Genomic DNA, 16,585 nt, shown 5'->3' with positions numbered 1-16,585 from the left:
CCAGCGCTTCGCGGCCGAAACCGGACGCGTCTCAGCCACACGGACGAGGTCGCCGATGCCGGCGGTGTTCTCCTCGTCGTGGGCCTTGAGCTTGACCGACTTGCGCATGACCTTGCCGTAGAGGCGGTGCTTCTTGCGCTCTTCGATCTCGACGACGATGGTCTTGTCCATCTTGTCGGAGACGACGTAGCCACGCGCAGTCTTGCGGGAGTTGCGGTCGACAGACGTCGCCTCGGTGTTGGTCGTGTCTGCCATCACTTGTCCTCTTCCTTGGCGTCAGCGGGGTTCGGACGGATGTCCAGCTCCCGCTCATTGAGCACGGTGTAGATACGAGCGATGTCGCGACGCACGGCCTTGAGGCGGCCGTGGTTCTCCAGCTGGCCGGTGGCCGACTGGAAGCGGAGGTTGAACAGCTCGGCCTTGGCCTTCTTGAGCTCTTCCGCCAGACGCTCGTTGTCGTAACCGTCAAGCGCGTCCATGGACAGGTTCTTCGAACCGATCGCCATGCTCACTCACCACCTTCGCGGGCCACGATGCGGGCCTTGAGCGGAAGCTTGTGGATCGCCAGGCGCAGCGCCTCACGAGCAACTTCCTCGGACACACCGGCGAGTTCGAACATGACCCGTCCCGGCTTGACATTGGCGACCCACCACTCGGGAGAGCCCTTGCCGGAACCCATGCGGGTCTCGGCGGGCTTCTTCGTCAGCGGTCGGTCGGGGTAGATGTTGATCCACACCTTGCCACCGCGCTTGATGTAGCGCGTCATGGCAATACGTGCGGCTTCGATCTGCCTGTTGGTGACGTAGGCCGGCTCGAGAGCCTGGATGCCGTAGTCACCGAAGGCCACCGTCGTGCCACCCTTGGCAGCGCCGCCCCGCTTGGGGTGGTGCTGCTTGCGGTACTTCACTCGACGAGGGATCAACATGTCTCAGCCCTCCGTTCCGGCCTCAGCCGCGGGGGCCTCAGCGTTGTTCTCAGTCGTGCGGGCCGAGTCGTTCCGGCGGGCTCCGCCTTCCTGACCCCGTCCACGACCGCCGCGGCCGCGACCGCGACCACGGGGGCCGCGCGCTGCCGGAGCCTTCGCCTGCTCGGCGGCAAGCTCCTTGTCGGTCATGTCGCCCTTGTAGATCCACACCTTGACGCCGATGCGTCCGAAGGTGGTGTGCGCCTCGTGGAATCCGTAGTCGATGTTCGCGCGCAGGGTGTGCAGGGGCACACGGCCTTCGCGGTAGAACTCCGACCGGCTCATCTCAGCACCGCCGAGGCGGCCCGAGCACTGCACGCGGATGCCCTTGGCACCGGCGCGCTGGGCGCTCTGGATCGCCTTGCGCATCGCGCGGCGGAAGGCCACGCGGCTGGCGAGCTGCTCGGCAACGCCCTGAGCGACGAGCTGAGCGTCGATCTCCGGGTTCTTCACCTCAAGGATGTTGAGCTGAATCTGCTTGCCGGTGAGCTTCTCGAGCTGACCGCGGATGCGGTCGGCCTCGGCACCGCGGCGTCCGATGACGATGCCCGGACGGGCGGTGTGGATGTCCACGCGGACACGGTCACGGGTGCGCTCGATGTTGACCTTCGAGATGCCGGCCCGCTCGAGGCCCTTGGTCATCATCTGGCGGATCTTGACATCTTCGAGCACGTAGTCGCTGTAGCGCTGCCCCGGCTTGGTCGAGTCAGCGAACCACTTCGACTTGTGGTCCGTGGTGATTCCGAGTCGGAATCCGTTCGGATTGATCTTCTGGCCCATCAGCGGTTCCCCTTCCGGCTCTTCTGCTGCGGCAGGTCGTCTCCGCTGGCCAGGACCACGGTGACGTGGCTGGTGCGCTTCTCAATGCGGAACGCACGTCCCTGAGCACGCGGGCGGAACCGCTTCATGGTCGGCCCCTCGTCGACGAACGCCTCCGAGATGACCAGGTCGTTCTCGTCGAACGCGAGACCTTCCTCGTCGGCCTTGACACGCGCATTCGCGATGCCCGAGGCGACGAGCTTGTAAATCGGGTCGGACGCCGACTGCTCGGCGAACTTCAACACTGCAAGTGCTTCGGTTGCCTGCTGACCACGAATGAGGTCAATGACGCGCCGAGCCTTGCGAGGCGTGACGCGCAGGTAACGCGCCTTAGCCTTGGCTTCCATCGCTTCCTTCTCTCCTGTCTGAGATCGCTGGTCCCCCGCCTCAGCGGCGGCGGCCCTTGCGATCGTCCTTTTCGTGGCCACGGAACGTCCGTGTGGGTGCGAACTCGCCGAGCTTGTGCCCGACCATCGCTTCAGTGATGAAGACCGGGACGTGCTTGCGTCCGTCGTGAACGGCGATGGTGTGTCCCAGGAAGTCCGGGATGATCATCGAGCGACGCGACCAGGTCTTGATTACGTTCTTGGTGTTCTTCTCGTTCTGACGAGCGACCTTCTGGTACAGGTGCTCATCGACGAAAGGACCCTTTTTGAGGCTACGAGGCATAAGTCAGTACTCCAATCAGCGCTTCTTGCCGGTCCGGCGACGGCGCACGATGTACTTGTCGCTCTCTTTCTTCGGCCGGCGAGTGCGGCCTTCTGGCTGACCCCACGGGCTGACCGGGTGACGACCACCCGAGGTCCGGCCCTCGCCACCGCCGTGCGGGTGGTCGATCGGGTTCATGACGACACCACGCACGGACGGGCGCTTGCCCTTCCAGCGCATGCGACCTGCCTTGCCCCAGTTGATGTTCGACTGCTCGGCGTTGCCGACCTCGCCGACCGTGGCACGGCAGCGGGCGTCGACGTTGCGGATCTCGCCCGAAGGCATCCGCAGCTGAGCGAATCGGCCGTACTTCGCGACGAGCTGCACGGACGAACCGGCAGAACGGGCGATCTTGGCTCCGCCACCGGGGCGCAGCTCGACGGCGTGCACGACGGTGCCGACTGGGATGTTGCGCAGGGCGAGGTTGTTGCCCGGCTTGATGTCTGCACCCGGTCCGGCTTCCACCTGAGCGCCCTGCTTGAGGTTCTGCGGGGCGATGATGTAGCGCTTCTCACCGTCTGCGTAGTGCAGGAGGGCGATGCGCGCGGTGCGGTTCGGGTCGTACTCGATGTGCGCGACCTTCGCCGGGACACCATCTTTGTCGTGGCGGCGGAAGTCGATGACACGGTACTGGCGCTTGTGACCGCCGCCCTGATGGCGAGTGGTCACGCGTCCCTGGTTGTTGCGGCCGCCGCGCTTGGGCAGCGGGCGCAGAAGCGACTTCTCCGGCGTCGACCGGGTCACTTCGACGAAGTCGGCGACCGACGAGCCACGGCGGCCCGGGGTCGTCGGCTTGTGCTTGCGAATTCCCATGAGTCTTGTCCTTCTTATGCGAAGGATCGCTTAGAGCGATCCACCGAAGATGTCGATCGATCCGTCCTTGAGGGCGACAATGGCACGCTTGGTGTCCTTGCGCTTCCCCCAACCGGTGCGGGTGCGGCGGCGCTTGCCCTGACGGTTCAGGGTGTTCACCTTGGCGACCTGCACATCGAAGATCGATTCAATGGCGTTCTTGATCTCGGTCTTGTTCGAGCGCTGATCGACGATGAAGGTGTACTTCCCCTCGTCCATCAGGCTGTAGGTCTTTTCCGAGACGACCGGCGCGATGATGATGTCGCGCGGATCCTTGAAGTTGAGACTCATGATGCGTCCTCCGAATCGCGGTTTCCGCCCAGGAACGCGGCAAGAGCTGCCTCGGTGAACACGATGTCATCGGCGACCAGCACGTCGTACGTGTTGAGCTGATCGGAGGTGAGCACGTGCACGTGCGGCAGGTTGCGAACGCTGAGGTAGGTGAGCTCGTCGTCACGGTCGAGCACCACGAGGGTGTTCTTGCGATCGGAGAGGCCGCCCAGAGCGAGCTTCGCCTGCTTGGTCGACGGGGCGTCGCCGGTGATGAGGTTCTTCACGACGAAGACCTGATCGAGGCGTGCGCGGTCGGAGAGGGCTCCGCGCAGAGCGGCGGCCTTCATCTTCTTCGGGGTCCGCTGCGAGTAGTCGCGCGGCACCGGACCGTGCACGATTCCACCGCCGTTGTACTGGGGAGCGCGGATCGAACCCTGACGGGCGTTGCCGGTTCCCTTCTGACGGTAGGGCTTGCGACCGCCGCCGCGAACTTCGGAGCGGGTCTTGGTCTTGTGCGTGCCCTGGCGGGCAGCTGCGAGCTGTGCGACGACGACCTGGTGGATGAGCGGCACGTTGGTCGCCACGCCGAAGACCTCGGCGGGCAGGTCAACGGAACCGGTCTTCGCACCGGTGGCATCGACGACGTCGACTGTCTTGACATCAGTCATGTCGTTCAGGCCTCCTTCGAAGCCGAGCGAACGAGAACGACGGCGCCCTTGGGGCCGGGAACGGCACCCTTGATGAGCAGGAAGTTGTTCTCGGTGTCCACGGCGTGGATCGTGAGGTTCTGGGTGGTGTGCTTGACGGCACCCATGCGGCCGGCCATGCGCATGCCCTTGAACACGCGACCAGGCGTAGCTGCTCCACCGATCGAACCCGGCTTGCGGTGATTGCGGTGAGCACCGTGCGAGGCGCCGACACCGGAGAAGCCGTGGCGCTTCATGACACCAGCGGTGCCCTTGCCCTTGGTCTTCGCGGTGACGTCGACCTTGACTCCGGCTTCGAACGTGTCGACACCGAGCTCCTGACCCAGCGAGTACTCGCCGGCGTCAGCGGTGCGCAGTTCGACGAGGTGACGGCGCGGGGTCACGCCGGCCTTCTCGAAGTGACCAGCGGTCGGCTTGTTGACCTTGCGCGGGTCGATCTCGCCGAAGGCGATCTGCACGGCCGGGTAGCCGTCGGTCTCTTCGTCGCGGATCTGGGTGACAACGTTGTTTCCGGTGGCCACAACGGTCACCGGCACGAGCTTGTTCTGCTCATCCCACACCTGGGTCATGCCCAGCTTGGTACCCAGCAGGCCCTTGACCTTGCGGGTGGTCGGGAGAGCTGAGGAACGAGTGTTCGCCATTTTTCCCTCCCTTAGAGCTTGATCTCGATGTTGACGTCGTCGGCGAGGTCGAGACGCATGAGCGAATCGACGGCCTTCGGCGTCGGATCGACGATGTCGATCAGACGCTTGTGCGTGCGCATCTCGAAATGCTCACGGCTGTCCTTGTACTTGTGCGGCGAACGGATGACGCAGTACACGTTCTTCTCCGTCGGCAACGGCACCGGGCCCACAACAGTCGCACCAGCGCGAGTGACGGTGTCCACGATCTTTCGCGCAGCACTGTCGATCACAGCGTGGTCGTACGACTTGAGCCGGATGCGGATCTTCTGTCCCGCCATGGCGTCGTCTCTTTCTTTTGTTCCTTCCGGCCATCAACCTCCCGCCGCGGATGCGACAGGGGTCTGTGCCGGCTGACCATGACCGACCCCCGAGGTCGGGCGTGTCGGCTGATCCTGGCGGACGAAGCTCTCGCTTCTCATCTGTCAGGGCCGACGGCGCTTCTACTCATTGGCTGCTCGGTCCGAACCCGCGGTGTCGCAGATTCATCGATCCGATAGTGTTCCGGGCTGTTCGCGGCCGAACAGGCCGCAGTGCAGGGGTCAACACCCAGAACGCAACCTGACTATCTTTTCACAGGCGTACGCATCCGCGCAATTCCGGGGGTTGTGCTTGTGAGTGAAGTCTCAGACGGTGGCGGCCTGCTGTGACTTCGCCCGCTCGAGGGCCCGCTGGCGAGCGGCTTCGGACTCTGCGGCGAGGCGCTGCGCGTTCTCCGGATCGCGGGTGAGGTTCTCTCCCGTCTCGGGATCGAAGACCATGACCTTGGCCGGGTCGAACCACAGTTCCATCGTATCGCCCTCGCGCACCGAGGTGGACGGGTCGAGGACGGCGACGACCTGCGTGCGCGCGCCCTCGCCGTCGAGGTCGCGGTCGAGTTCCTCGAGGGCCTTCCTCACCGCCGGCTCCGCTTCGAAGGGGATGTAGGCGTAGACCTCGTTGCCGAGCCATTCGGTGACGTCGACCTCGGCGCTCAGCCGCGCTCCCCCGCCGCGCTTCGCCACGTCGAGGGTCGCCGCATCGTGGAAGTCCTCGGGCCGGATGCCGGCGACGAGGTACTGCGGGGCACCGCGCAGCTTCTCCGCCTCGGCGGCCGGGAGGCTGAATTCCCCGAACGGGGAGCGGAGCCGACCGTCGACGTTCTCCACCGGCAGGAAGTTCATCGGCGGTGACCCGATGAAGCCGGCGACGAAGAGGTTGACGGGCTCGTCGTAGAGCTCCTGCGGGCTCGCGTACTGCTGGAGCACGCCCTTCTTCAGCACCGCGACCTTGTCGCCCAAGGTCATCGCCTCGGTCTGGTCGTGGGTGACGTAGACGGTGGTGACGCCGAGGTTGCGCTGCATCCGCGAGATCTCGGTGCGCATCTGGATGCGCAGCTTCGCGTCGAGGTTCGACAGCGGCTCATCGAAGAGGAACGCCTTCGCGTCGCGGACGATCGCCCGGCCCATCGCCACCCGCTGTCGCTGCCCGCCGGAGAGGTTCGCAGGCTTGCGGTCGAGGTGGTCGCGGAGTTCGAGCAGCGTCGCCGCCCGGTTGACCCGCTCGTCGATCTCCTCCTTCGAGTACTGTCCCTTGGCGAGCATGAGCGGGAACGCGATGTTCTCGGCGACGGTCAGGTGCGGGTAGAGGGCGTAGTTCTGGAACACCATGGCGAGGTCGCGTTCGCGGGGCGCGGAGTCGTTGACGCGTTCGTCGTCGATGCGCAGGTCGCCCTCGGTGATGTCCTCGAGGCCGACGATCATCCGCAGCAGGGTCGACTTGCCCGATCCCGAGGGGCCGACGAGGATGACGAACTCGCCCTCGGCGATCCGCAGGCTGACATCGCTGATCGCGGGGTATCCGTCGCCGTAGCGCTTGAGGATGTTCCGCAGTTCGATCTCGGACATGGTTCTCAACTCCGCTGGTGTGGGGTGGTGGGCGTGGGGCTCATCCCTTGACGGCTCCCGAGGTCAGACCGGAGACGATCTGGCGCTGGAAGAGCAGGACGATGATGATGATCGGGATAGTGACGACGATCGCCGCCGCGGAGATCGCGCCGGCGGGCTCTTCGAACTGGCTGGCGCCGGTGAAGAAGGACAGGGCCGCGGGCACCGGTCGGGCCGCCGAGGTCGAGGTCAGCGAGATCCCGTAGACGAAGTCGTTCCACGCGATGAAGAACGCGATGATCGCCGTGGTGAAGACGCCGGGGGCGGCCAGGGGAACGATGACCTTGCGGAAGGCCTGGAAGCTCGTCGCCCCGTCGACCTGAGCGGCCTGCTCGAGCTCCCACGGGATCTGCCGGAAGAACGCGGCGAGCGTCCAGATCGAGATCGGCAGGGTGAGCGAGAGGTACGGGATGATGAGGCCCGCCCACGTGTCGTAGAGCCCGATCGCCGACCAGATCCGGAACAGCGGGGTGACGAGCGAGATGACGGGGAAGATCGACACGGCCAGGGCCATCGTGAGGATGAGCTTCTTGCCCGGGAAGTCGAGACGGGCCACCGCGTAGGCCGTGAGCGTGGCGAGGACGACGGCGATGACGGTGGCGATGAGGCAGATCCCGATCGAGTTGACGAGCGCGGGGAGGAAGAGGTCCTTCGCGGCTCCGGTGAAGATCAGCTCGTAGTTCGACCAGTCGATCGCGGTGGGCCAGAACTGCTTGTTGGCGATGTCGCCGGGCGATTTCAGCGACAGGGAGACGATCCACACGACGGGGAAGAGCGCGTAGACGGCGACGACGAGGCTGATGACGATCCACCAGACGGTGTGTTTGCGGCCGGACATCGTCTCACTCACCTCTCGCCTGGGCCAGGTCGACCTTGAAGAACTTGATGAAGATGAAGCAGATGAGGGCGACGCTGAGGAAGAGCAGCACCGACAGCGCCGAGCCCATGCCCAGCTGGAGCTGGCCGATCGACTGGTTGTATGTCAGGAACGAGACGGTCGCGGTGTTCTGCGCGCCGGCGGTCATGACGAACACGGAGTCGAAGACGCGGAACGCGTCGAGGGTGCGGAAGAGCAGCGCCACCATGATGGCCGCCTTCATGTTCGGGATGATCACCTTCCACATCCGCTGCCACCAGGTCGCGCCGTCGACGGTCGCCGCCTCGAGCATGTCGCTGGGGATCTGCGCGAGACCGGAGAGGAGGAGCAGGGAGATGAACGGCGTCGTCTTCCAGATCTCCGCGGCGCAGATGACGATGAACGAGGACCAGAAGTCGCCGAACCAGTCGAAGGCCGGCATCGACAGCCAGGTGCCGACGAAGCCGGTGCCGAGGTCGAAGGCGTACTTCCAGGAGAACGCCGCGACGACGGTGATGATGCCGTAGGGGATGAGGATGGCCGTGCGCACCCACGGCCGCACCGCTTTGAGCGCATTGAGCATGACGAGCGCGAGCGCGAACCCGAGGACGAGTTCGACGGCGACCGTGACGACCGTGAGGAGCAGGGTCACCCCGACCGTCTGCCACCACAGCGGATCGGTGAGGATGACGATGTAGTTCTGCCCCCAGTTGACGAAGCGGTTGTCCGGGTCGGTCATCCGGTAGTTGAAGAACGAGAAGTACACCGCCTGGAGGATGGGATAGCCGGTGACGGCGAGGAGGATGATGACCGCGGGAGCCGAGAGCATCCACCCGAGTCTCGTCTCACCGCGCTGCCGGTTCGACACCTTTGCTTTCACAGCAGCCTCTCCCCCTTGAGGATCTCGAGGATGAATTCCTGGGACCGCGCCGGCGTGGAATCCGGACGGACCGCCTCCGGCGGGTGCCACGACTTCTGGATCCCGCCGGTCACCTCGTTGTAGTAGGGCGTGAGCGGACGGGCGGCCGAGACCTGGAGCGATTCGGCGATGACCGGTGCGGCGGGGAACGCCTCCCGCACTTCCGGATCGTCGAAGGCGGCGAGGTTCGACGGAGCGTTGCCGTCGGTGAGGAAGTACGCGGACTGCTTCTCCGGTGAGCGGATGCACTGGACGGCTTGGAAGGCGAGGTCCGGGTTCTCCGAGAAGGCACCGACGCCGAGGTTGATCCCACCCAGCGGCGGCCGTGATTCCTGCCCCTCGTCGACGCGGGGGTAGAGGGTCCACCCGATGTCGTCGAGAACCGCCTGATCGAGGCTGCCGTCCTCGACGGCTGCCTGCGAGGCCGAGTAGATGAAGGGCCAGTTGACCATGAAGCCGCCGTCGTCGCTCTGGAATTCGAGCATCGCGCCGTTCTCGTCGAGGTTCGACAGCGCGGGGCCGCCGACGCCGGTCTCAGCGATCCGCTCCATGATGCCCGCAGCGCTCCGGCCGGCCTCGGAGTCGAGGCCGAGTCTGACCTGGTCGGGCGAATCGGCGTCGGGGTTCTCGACGATCTGCCCGCCGGCGGATTCGACCATCGCATTGATCCACACCGTCAGCGACTCGGCTCTGATGCCCTGCACGCCCACGCGCTTGTCCTGGCTGTCGGCGGCCTCGATGATCTCGTCCCAGGTCACCGGTTGGGACATATCGAGCCCGGCCGCCTCGGCGACGGATTTGCGGTACCACAGCAGCTGGGTGTTGGCCCAGAAGGGAGCGGCGACGAGGACGTCCTGCCGGGTCGAGGATTCGACCGAGGAGGGAATGACCCCGTCGGTGAACTCCCCGACGTATTCCTCGGGCACGGGGGCGAGGTAGTCGGCGTTGGCCATCTCGGCGACGTAGACCGGATCGAGGCTCATGATGTCGATCGACGAGTCGGCAGAGGCGAGCCGGCGGATGAGCTGCTCGCGCTGGCTGGGAGCATCGTTGGGGAGCAGGCTCGTCGAGATCCGGTACGCCCCGTCGGCCTCGGCCGTGCACTGTTCGGCGATCGTCGCCTGTCCCCCATTGTCGGGGTTGATGTACCACGTCAGGGTCGGTGTCGAGGTGTTCGCGCTGCACCCGGTGACTGCGACGAGACCGAGCAGCGCGCCGCCTGCCAGCGCCAGTCGCCACGGTCGGTGCTTCCTTGCCTTCTCCGTCATCGCCCACCTGCCACTCTGCAGCGTTGCACATGTCATGGTCGTCTGTGAGCCACATTACCCCAAGTCAGGCGGAATGGAATCACTCGAGCGCGATCCACACGGCACTGTCCGCGCTCAGCACTCCCTCCGAGATGGCATCAGGGTGACTTGCGGCGAGGATCTCCCCCGCCGGCAGCTCGGTCAGCGCGCGCGGCACGGCTGTGAGGTTCGCGAGCACGAGGACGGCGCCGGTGGCAGTCGCGCTCGTGAAGGCGAGGAGACCGGCGCCGGGATCGTCGAGGGCGTGCCACGCGAACGCTCCGCGTCCGATCCCCCGGGCGCGTCGGAGGGCGATGAGCTCGGTGTAGAGGCCGAGCTGCGAGTCCGCGTCAGTGCGCTGCACGTCGCGGGCGAGGCCGCGGTGCGACTCGGGTTGAGGCAGCCACGTCTGGGCATCGGCGCGGGTGCCGAAGCCGAGGTGGTCATCCGTGCCCGACCAGGGATACGGGGTGCGCGCCCCGTCCCGTCCGAGTTCGGCACCCCCGCTGCGGGCGAACACCGGATCCCGTCGCTCGTCGGCTGACAGCTGCGTGTGCTCGGGCAGGCCGAGTTCGTCACCCTGGTAGACGTAGGCGGAGCCGGGCAGGCCGAGTTCGACGAGGGCCATCGCGGCCGCCAGTCGCCGGCCCCGTGCCTGATCCGGCTGCGGGTCCGCGGGTCCGATGCCGCGCTGATGCGGCGGCGGGGTGGGAAGTCCGAAGCGGCTGGCATGGCGGACGGTGTCGTGGTTCGACATCACCCAGGTGGGGCTCGCCCCGACCTCGGCGGCGGCCGCGAAGGTTTCGTCGACGGCGCGGTGGAGGCTGACCGGGTCGATGCCCGCCATGAGGAAGGTGAAGTTGAAGGCCTGATCCATCTCGTCGGCGCGGACGTAGCTGAAGAGGCGCGAGAGCGGTTCGACCCAGGCTTCGGCGACGAGGATCCGCTCCCCCGGATAGCCGTCGAGGACCGTCCGCCACGCGCGGTAGACGTCATGGACGCCGTCCTGGTCGAAGAACGGCGAGGCCGCGGTCGGGGAGGCCGCCAGTGCCCCATCGCCCTCACCGGCGGGCAGGTGATCGGGCAGACCCTCGGCTTTGATGAGACCGTGGGCGACATCGACGCGGAAGCCGTCGACGCCGCGGTCGAGCCAGAAGCGCAGGATTCCCTCGAACGCCTCCCGCACGGCCGGATTCTCCCAGTTGAGGTCGGGCTGAGTGGGATCGAAGAGGTGGAGGTACCAGTCGTCGCTGCCCTCGACCCGGGTCCACGCGGGACCGCCGAAGACCGACGTCCAGTTGTTCGGCGGTGCCTCACCGCCGTCCCGACCGGTGCGGAAGACGTACATGTCACGGGCGGGGTCCCCCGCCTCGGCGCGCAGGGCCTCCTGGAACCACGGATGGGCGGCGGACGTGTGATTGGGGACGAGATCGACGATGACGCGCACGCCCGCGGCGTGGGCACGGGCGATGAGCGCATCGAAGTCGGCGAGCGTGCCGAAGACGGGATCGACGTCCCGGTAGTCGCTGATGTCATAGCCGGCGTCGTTGCCGGGCGAGGGGTAGAACGGGGAGAGCCAGATCGCGTCGACTCCGAGGTCGGTGAAGTGGTCGAAGCGCTCGAGGATCCCCGGCAGGTCGCCGATCCCATCGCCGTCGCCGTCGGCGAACGAGCGCGGATAGACCTGGTAGATGACGGCGTCGGCCGCCCAGCTCTGCCCCTCTGCCATGCCCTGTCTCCTCACTGTGCGATGCGGGCTGTGCGAAAGTCCAGCATAGACGCCACAGGGGCCGCAATCATGATGATTGCGGCCCCTGTGGACTTCAGCGCTGAGCGGTGAGGCTCAGTGGAGAAGAGTCAGATCACTCGATGATCTTGGTGACTCGACCTGCACCGACGGTGCGGCCGCCCTCGCGGATGGCGAAGCGGAGGCCTTCCTCCATGGCGATCGGCTGGATGAGCTCGACCGACATGTCGGTGTTGTCGCCGGGCATGACCATCTCGGTGCCCTCGGGCAGCGTGATGACGCCGGTGACGTCGGTGGTCCGGAAGTAGAACTGCGGACGGTAGTTCGAGTAGAACGGGTTGTGACGGCCGCCCTCGTCCTTGCTCAGGATGTAGACCTGACCTTCGAACTTGGTGTGCGGGGTGATCGAACCCGGCTTGACGATGACCTGGCCGCGCTCGACGTCTTCGCGCTTGGTGCCGCGGAGAAGCAGACCGACGTTCTCACCTGCACGGGCGTCCGGCAGGGTCTTGCGGAACATCTCGATGGCGGTGACGGTCGTCTTCGACGAGTTCGGCTTGATGCCGACGATCTCGATCTCCTCGTTGGGGAGGAGGACGCCGCGCTCGACACGACCGGTGACGACGGTTCCACGACCGGTGATCGTGAAGACGTCCTCGACGGGCATGAGGAAGGGCTTGTCGATGTCGCGCTCCGGCTCCGGAACGTACTCGTCGACCTGATCCATGAGGTCTTCGACGGTCTTGACCCACTTCTCGTCGCCTTCGAGGGCCTTGAGAGCGGAGACCTGGACGACGGGAGCGTTGTCGCCGTCGAACTCCTGGCTCGAGAGCAGGTCGCGGACCTCGAACTCGACGAGCTCGAGGAGCTCTTCGTCTTCGACCATGTCGGACTTGTTGAGAGCCACGACGATGTAGGGCACACCCACCTGGCGCGCGAGCAGGACGTGCTCACGGGTCTGCGGCATCGGACCGTCGGTGGCGGCGACCACGAGGATCGCGCCGTCCATCTGAGCAGCACCGGTGATCATGTTCTTGATGTAGTCGGCGTGACCAGGGGCATCGACGTGAGCGTAGTGACGCTTCTCGGTCTGGTACTCAACGTGCGAGACGTTGATGGTGATGCCGCGCTCCTTCTCCTCAGGTGCGTTGTCCACCTGGTCGAAGGCGCGAGCCTCGTTGAGATCGGGGTACTTGTCCGCCAGGACCTTGGTGATCGCAGCGGTCAAGGTGGTCTTTCCGTGGTCAACGTGGCCGATGGTGCCGATGTTGACGTGCGGCTTAGTCCTATCGAAACTAGCCTTTGCCACTGGGTTCCTCCTCGTGGTTGGCAAAAGATATGCGGTTCATATCTTAGACCTTTGTTGGTTATCTTTCATTCCAGTGATGTTGTTCTACATCACCTTGGCGATGAGCTGTGGAGATTACTCTCCGCCACGCATCTTCTGGATGATCTCGTCGGCCACAGCCTTCGGGACCTCCGCATAGCTGGAGAACTGCATCGAGTACACCGCACGGCCCTGGGTCTTCGACCGCAGGTCTCCGATGTAGCCGAACATCTCCGACAGCGGGACCACAGCCTTGACGACCTTCACGCCGGAAGCGTCGTCCATGGACTGGATCTGGCCACGCCGAGAGTTCAGGTCGCCGATGACGTCGCCCATGTACTCCTCAGGGGTGCGCACCTCGACTTCCATGACCGGCTCGAGCAGAACCGGGTTCGCCTTCTTCACGGCCTCCTTGAGGACCATCGAACCGGCGATCTTGAACGCCATCTCCGAGGAGTCGACGTCGTGGTAGGCACCGTCGACCAGAGTGGCCTTGATGCCGACCAGCGGGTAGCCGGCGAGGACGCCGAGCTGCATCGCATCCTGGATGCCGGCGTCGACGCTCGGGATGTACTCACGAGGCACGCGACCGCCGGTGATGGCGTTCTCGAACTCGTAGATCGTGTCGCCGTCGACCTCGAGAGGCTCGAAGGTCACCTGGACCTTGGCGAACTGTCCCGATCCACCCGTCTGCTTCTTGTGGGTGTAGTCGTACTTCTCGACGGCGCGACGGATCGTCTCGCGGTACGCGACCTGCGGCTTGCCGACGTTCGCCTCGACCTTGAACTCGCGACGCATGCGGTCGACGAGGATGTCGAGGTGAAGCTCGCCCATGCCGCGGATGACGGTCTGGCCGGTCTCCGGGTCGAGTTCGACCTGGTAGGTCGGATCCTCTTTGACGAACTTCTGGATGGCAGCCGAGAGCTTCTCCTGGTCGCCCTTCGTCTTGGGCTCGATGGCCACGGAGATGACGGGCTCGGGGAAGGTCATCGACTCGAGCGCGATCGGGTGTGCGGGATCGCACAGCGTGTCGCCCGTCGTCGTGTCCTTGAGACCGATGAACGCGTAGATGTGACCGGCGATCGCCTCTTCGACCGGGTTCTCCTTGTTGGAGTGCATCTGGAAGAGCTTTCCGACGCGCTCCTTCTTTCCGCTCGTGGCGTTGAGAACCTGCTCGCCCGACTTCACCTGTCCCGAGTACACGCGGACGTAGGTGAGCGCACCGAAGAACGGGTGCGTGGCCACCTTGAACGCGAGTGCCGAGAACGGCTCGTCGACGGAGGGCTTGCGGACGATCTCCTCTTCCTCGTTGCTCGGGTTGTGTCCGATCATCGGAGGCACGTCGAGCGGCGAGGGGAGGTAGTCGAGGACCGCGTTGAGCATGGGCTGGACGCCCTTGTTCTTGTACGCGGAACCGCACATGACCGGGAAGGCCTCGGAGTTGATGACGAGAGCGCGGATGCCGGCCTTGAGCTCGGCGATCGAGATCTCCTCACCCTCGAGGTACTTCTCCATGAGCTCTTCCGAGCTCTCGGCGACGTCCTCGACGAGCTGGGCACGGTACTCTTCGGCCTTGTCCTTGAGATCCGCGGGGATCTCGATCTCGGTCATGTCCTGACCCTTCTTGGACTCGTCAGGCCAGATGTAGGCCTTCATCTCAAGAAGGTCGACGATGCCCTCGAAGTCGGACTCGGCACCGATCGGCAGCTGGATGACGAGCGGCTTCGCACCGAGGCGGTCCTTGATGGTCTGCACGGTGAAGTAGAAGTCCGCACCGAGCTTGTCCATCTTGTTGACGAAGCACACACGCGGAACGTTGTACTTGTCAGCCTGACGCCACACGGTCTCGGACTGCGGCTCAACGCCTTCCTTGCCGTCGAACACGGCGACGGCGCCATCGAGGACGCGGAGCGAGCGCTCCACCTCGACGGTGAAGTCGACGTGTCCCGGGGTGTCGATGATGTTGATCTGGTAATCGTGCCAGTAGCAGGTCGTCGCGGCCGACGTGATCGTGATGCCGCGCTCCTGCTCCTGCTCCATCCAGTCCATCGTCGAGGCACCGTCGTGGGTCTCGCCGATCTTGTAGTTCACACCGGTGTAGAACAGGATGCGTTCGGTCGTAGTGGTCTTACCGGCATCGATGTGGGCCATGATGCCGATATTGCGGACCTTGTTCAGGTCGGTGAGCACGTCAAGTGCCACGGTGTCTCTCTCTCAATCGATGACTTGACCGCAGTCCCTTCCCTCCCGACCGATCTGCGCAGCAGACCGATCGGGCGGCAAGGGCGACGATCACCAGCGGTAGTGGGCGAAGGCCTTGTTGGACTCGGCCATCTTGTGGGTGTCCTCACGGCGCTTGACAGCGGCACCGAGGCCGTTGCCCGCGTCGAGGATCTCATTCATGAGACGCTCGGTCATCGTCTTCTCACGGCGCTGGCGGGCGTAGCCCACGAGCCAGCGCAGTGCCAGGGTCGTCGAACGAGCAGGACGGACGTCGACCGGCACCTGGTAGGTCGCACCGCCGACGCGGCGGGAGCGGACCTCGAGGGACGGGCGAATGTTGTCGAGAGCCTTCTTGAGGTTGGCAACCGGGTCGTTGCCGTTCTTCTCGCGGGTGCCCTCGAGGGCACCGTAGACGATGCGCTCGGCAGTCGAGCGCTTGCCGTCGAGCAGGATCTTGTTGATCAGCTGCGTGACGAGCGGCGAGTTGAAGACGGGGTCGACGACGATCGGTCGCTTCGGTGCAGGACCTTTGCGCGGCATTACTTCTTCTCCCTCTTCGCTCCGTACTTGCTGCGGGCCTGCTGACGGCCCTTGACACCCTGGGTGTCGAGCGAACCGCGCACGATCCGGTAGCGCACACCCGGAAGGTCCTTGACACGGCCACCGCGCACGAGCACGATCGAGTGCTCCTGCAGGTTGTGTCCCTCACCGGGGATGTACGCGGTCACTTCGATCTGGCTCGAGAGCTTGACACGAGCGACCTTGCGAAGAGCCGAGTTCGGCTTCTTGGGGGTGGTGGTGTACACACGGGTGCACACGCCGCGACGCTGGGGGCTGCCCTTCAGGGCAGGGGCGTCGGACCCTGCGGATTTGTTATGCCGTCCTTTGCGGACGAGCTGCTGGATTGTCGGCACTAAGCGTTCTCCATTGCTTCTCGATGAACCTAATTCCCACATCGGCCGCGACGCAGGTCGCGTTTGTGAACCGTGGGACATATCCGACTGAACACCGGGTGAAGCTTGACTCCCGATGCCAGTAACCACGCGGCCTCACACACCCTGCGGTCGGGAGTGTCGCAAGGACACGCGCGCGCAGAGTTCTGCTCGGTCGGGCGGCCTGCGCCGGTCGCATTCACACGGGATCCAGGTCTCACAACACACCTGGCATGATCGTTCGACGACGCAGATAACACAATCAGTCGCCTCCCAGAATATCGCGTGCGCGAGCCTCCGGTCAAAATCGCCGGAAGCGGCGTATCCTGCTCCGCCCGACCGTCCCCGGGAGGAGAGACGCAGGTCA

Annotated in this window: 19 protein-coding genes and 1 pseudogene; all 20 read right to left on the bottom strand. The window is 65.1% G+C overall.

The window, feature by feature from the left end; translation table 11 throughout:
• On the bottom strand, nucleotides 1-255 hold a 255-nt coding region (gene rpsQ, locus FFS20_RS12225), incomplete at its 3' end, for a 30S ribosomal protein S17 (RefSeq protein WP_137826118.1).
• 35 nt (nucleotides 256-290) lie between these two features.
• A pseudogene (rpmC, locus tag FFS20_RS12220) lies at nucleotides 291-506 on the bottom strand (50S ribosomal protein L29); the annotation flags it as partial.
• Between the two features lie 2 nt (nucleotides 507-508).
• Nucleotides 509-925, bottom strand: a complete 417-nt coding sequence (gene rplP, locus FFS20_RS12215) for a 50S ribosomal protein L16 (protein WP_009379199.1) — start codon at nucleotides 923-925, stop codon at nucleotides 509-511.
• A gap of 3 nt (nucleotides 926-928) precedes the next feature.
• Entirely contained in the window at nucleotides 929-1,744 is an 816-nt protein-coding gene (rpsC, locus tag FFS20_RS12210) for a 30S ribosomal protein S3 (protein WP_137826117.1), read from the bottom strand.
• Nucleotides 1,744-2,130 (bottom strand): 50S ribosomal protein L22, encoded by a 387-nt coding sequence (gene rplV / locus FFS20_RS12205; protein ID WP_137826116.1) that lies wholly within the window; start codon nucleotides 2,128-2,130, stop codon nucleotides 1,744-1,746. Before rplV ends, rpsC begins: the two co-directional genes overlap by 1 nt.
• 40 nt (nucleotides 2,131-2,170) lie before the next feature.
• The gene (gene rpsS / locus FFS20_RS12200; RefSeq protein ID WP_113905439.1) at nucleotides 2,171-2,452 is read right to left on the bottom strand and encodes a 30S ribosomal protein S19; all 282 of its coding nucleotides are present in this window, start codon (nucleotides 2,450-2,452) and stop codon (nucleotides 2,171-2,173) included.
• A gap of 15 nt (nucleotides 2,453-2,467) precedes the next feature.
• On the bottom strand, nucleotides 2,468-3,304 hold the full coding sequence (gene rplB / locus FFS20_RS12195) for a 50S ribosomal protein L2 (RefSeq protein WP_137826115.1): 837 nt from the start codon (nucleotides 3,302-3,304) through the stop codon (nucleotides 2,468-2,470).
• A 30-nt stretch (nucleotides 3,305-3,334) separates the two neighbouring features.
• The gene (gene rplW / locus FFS20_RS12190; protein ID WP_009379194.1) at nucleotides 3,335-3,634 is read right to left on the bottom strand and encodes a 50S ribosomal protein L23; all 300 of its coding nucleotides are present in this window, start codon (nucleotides 3,632-3,634) and stop codon (nucleotides 3,335-3,337) included.
• Nucleotides 3,631-4,284, bottom strand: coding sequence for a 50S ribosomal protein L4 (rplD, locus tag FFS20_RS12185; RefSeq protein WP_137826114.1), 654 nt, complete (start codon nucleotides 4,282-4,284; stop codon nucleotides 3,631-3,633). Before rplD ends, rplW begins: the two co-directional genes overlap by 4 nt.
• A gap of 5 nt (nucleotides 4,285-4,289) precedes the next feature.
• Complete coding sequence (gene rplC, locus FFS20_RS12180) at nucleotides 4,290-4,964, bottom strand: 50S ribosomal protein L3 (protein WP_137826113.1); 675 nt, start codon at nucleotides 4,962-4,964, stop codon at nucleotides 4,290-4,292.
• Between the two features lie 11 nt (nucleotides 4,965-4,975).
• Nucleotides 4,976-5,284 carry a 30S ribosomal protein S10 gene (gene rpsJ, locus FFS20_RS12175; protein WP_009379191.1) on the bottom strand — a complete coding sequence of 103 codons (309 nt, stop codon included), beginning with the start codon at nucleotides 5,282-5,284 and terminating at the stop codon, nucleotides 4,976-4,978.
• Nucleotides 5,285-5,629: 345 nt separating this feature from the next.
• Nucleotides 5,630-6,889 (bottom strand): ATP-binding cassette domain-containing protein, encoded by a 1,260-nt coding sequence (locus FFS20_RS12170; RefSeq protein WP_137826112.1) that lies wholly within the window; start codon nucleotides 6,887-6,889, stop codon nucleotides 5,630-5,632.
• A gap of 40 nt (nucleotides 6,890-6,929) precedes the next feature.
• The gene (locus FFS20_RS12165) at nucleotides 6,930-7,766 is read right to left on the bottom strand and encodes a carbohydrate ABC transporter permease (protein WP_137826111.1); all 837 of its coding nucleotides are present in this window, start codon (nucleotides 7,764-7,766) and stop codon (nucleotides 6,930-6,932) included.
• A gap of 4 nt (nucleotides 7,767-7,770) precedes the next feature.
• Nucleotides 7,771-8,613: a sugar ABC transporter permease gene (locus tag FFS20_RS12160; protein WP_181365660.1), complete on the bottom strand. Its 843-nt coding sequence runs from the start codon at nucleotides 8,611-8,613 to the stop codon at nucleotides 7,771-7,773.
• Nucleotides 8,614-8,660: 47 nt separating this feature from the next.
• Nucleotides 8,661-9,971 (bottom strand): extracellular solute-binding protein, encoded by a 1,311-nt coding sequence (locus tag FFS20_RS12155; RefSeq protein WP_137826110.1) that lies wholly within the window; start codon nucleotides 9,969-9,971, stop codon nucleotides 8,661-8,663.
• A 79-nt stretch (nucleotides 9,972-10,050) separates the two neighbouring features.
• Nucleotides 10,051-11,718, bottom strand: coding sequence for a glycoside hydrolase family 13 protein (locus tag FFS20_RS12150; protein ID WP_137826109.1), 1,668 nt, complete (start codon nucleotides 11,716-11,718; stop codon nucleotides 10,051-10,053).
• Between the two features lie 133 nt (nucleotides 11,719-11,851).
• Entirely contained in the window at nucleotides 11,852-13,045 is a 1,194-nt protein-coding gene (tuf, locus tag FFS20_RS12145; RefSeq protein WP_137826108.1) for an elongation factor Tu, read from the bottom strand.
• Nucleotides 13,046-13,159: 114 nt separating this feature from the next.
• Nucleotides 13,160-15,265, bottom strand: coding sequence for an elongation factor G (fusA, locus tag FFS20_RS12140; protein ID WP_137826107.1), 2,106 nt, complete (start codon nucleotides 15,263-15,265; stop codon nucleotides 13,160-13,162).
• Nucleotides 15,266-15,355: 90 nt separating this feature from the next.
• Nucleotides 15,356-15,826, bottom strand: a complete 471-nt coding sequence (rpsG, locus tag FFS20_RS12135) for a 30S ribosomal protein S7 (RefSeq protein ID WP_137826106.1) — start codon at nucleotides 15,824-15,826, stop codon at nucleotides 15,356-15,358.
• A complete protein-coding gene (rpsL, locus tag FFS20_RS12130; protein WP_009379175.1) occupies nucleotides 15,826-16,200 on the bottom strand; it encodes a 30S ribosomal protein S12 in 375 nt (124 codons plus the stop codon). The genes rpsG and rpsL overlap by 1 nt, the downstream gene beginning before the upstream one ends.
• Nucleotides 16,201-16,585 lie beyond the last annotated feature (385 nt).

Source organism: Brevibacterium sp. 2SA (assembly GCF_005502845.1).
Taxonomy (GTDB): Bacteria; Actinomycetota; Actinomycetes; order Actinomycetales; family Brevibacteriaceae; genus Brevibacterium.
The sequence above is the reverse complement of the archived record's forward strand: the minus strand, read 5'-3'. Positions and strand labels throughout refer to the sequence as shown.

Excerpts from the sequence above, each read along its gene's own strand:
- rplP (WP_009379199.1), bottom strand. The coding sequence starts at position 925 with ATGTTGATCCCTCGTCGAGTGAAGTACCGCAAGCAGCACCACCCCAAG.
- rpsC (WP_137826117.1), bottom strand. The coding sequence starts at position 1,744 with ATGGGCCAGAAGATCAATCCGAACGGATTCCGACTCGGAATCACCACG.
- rplV (WP_137826116.1), bottom strand. The coding sequence starts at position 2,130 with ATGGAAGCCAAGGCTAAGGCGCGTTACCTGCGCGTCACGCCTCGCAAG.
- rpsS (WP_113905439.1), bottom strand. The coding sequence starts at position 2,452 with ATGCCTCGTAGCCTCAAAAAGGGTCCTTTCGTCGATGAGCACCTGTAC.
- rplB (WP_137826115.1), bottom strand. The coding sequence starts at position 3,304 with ATGGGAATTCGCAAGCACAAGCCGACGACCCCGGGCCGCCGTGGCTCG.
- rplW (WP_009379194.1), bottom strand. The coding sequence starts at position 3,634 with ATGAGTCTCAACTTCAAGGATCCGCGCGACATCATCATCGCGCCGGTC.
- rplD (WP_137826114.1), bottom strand. The coding sequence starts at position 4,284 with ATGACTGATGTCAAGACAGTCGACGTCGTCGATGCCACCGGTGCGAAG.
- rplC (WP_137826113.1), bottom strand. The coding sequence starts at position 4,964 with ATGGCGAACACTCGTTCCTCAGCTCTCCCGACCACCCGCAAGGTCAAG.
- rpsJ (WP_009379191.1), bottom strand. The coding sequence starts at position 5,284 with ATGGCGGGACAGAAGATCCGCATCCGGCTCAAGTCGTACGACCACGCT.
- FFS20_RS12170 (WP_137826112.1), bottom strand. The coding sequence starts at position 6,889 with ATGTCCGAGATCGAACTGCGGAACATCCTCAAGCGCTACGGCGACGGA.
- FFS20_RS12165 (WP_137826111.1), bottom strand. The coding sequence starts at position 7,766 with ATGTCCGGCCGCAAACACACCGTCTGGTGGATCGTCATCAGCCTCGTC.
- FFS20_RS12160 (WP_181365660.1), bottom strand. The coding sequence starts at position 8,613 with ATGCTCTCGGCTCCCGCGGTCATCATCCTCCTCGCCGTCACCGGCTAT.
- FFS20_RS12155 (WP_137826110.1), bottom strand. The coding sequence starts at position 9,971 with ATGACGGAGAAGGCAAGGAAGCACCGACCGTGGCGACTGGCGCTGGCA.
- FFS20_RS12150 (WP_137826109.1), bottom strand. The coding sequence starts at position 11,718 with ATGGCAGAGGGGCAGAGCTGGGCGGCCGACGCCGTCATCTACCAGGTC.
- rpsG (WP_137826106.1), bottom strand. The coding sequence starts at position 15,826 with ATGCCGCGCAAAGGTCCTGCACCGAAGCGACCGATCGTCGTCGACCCC.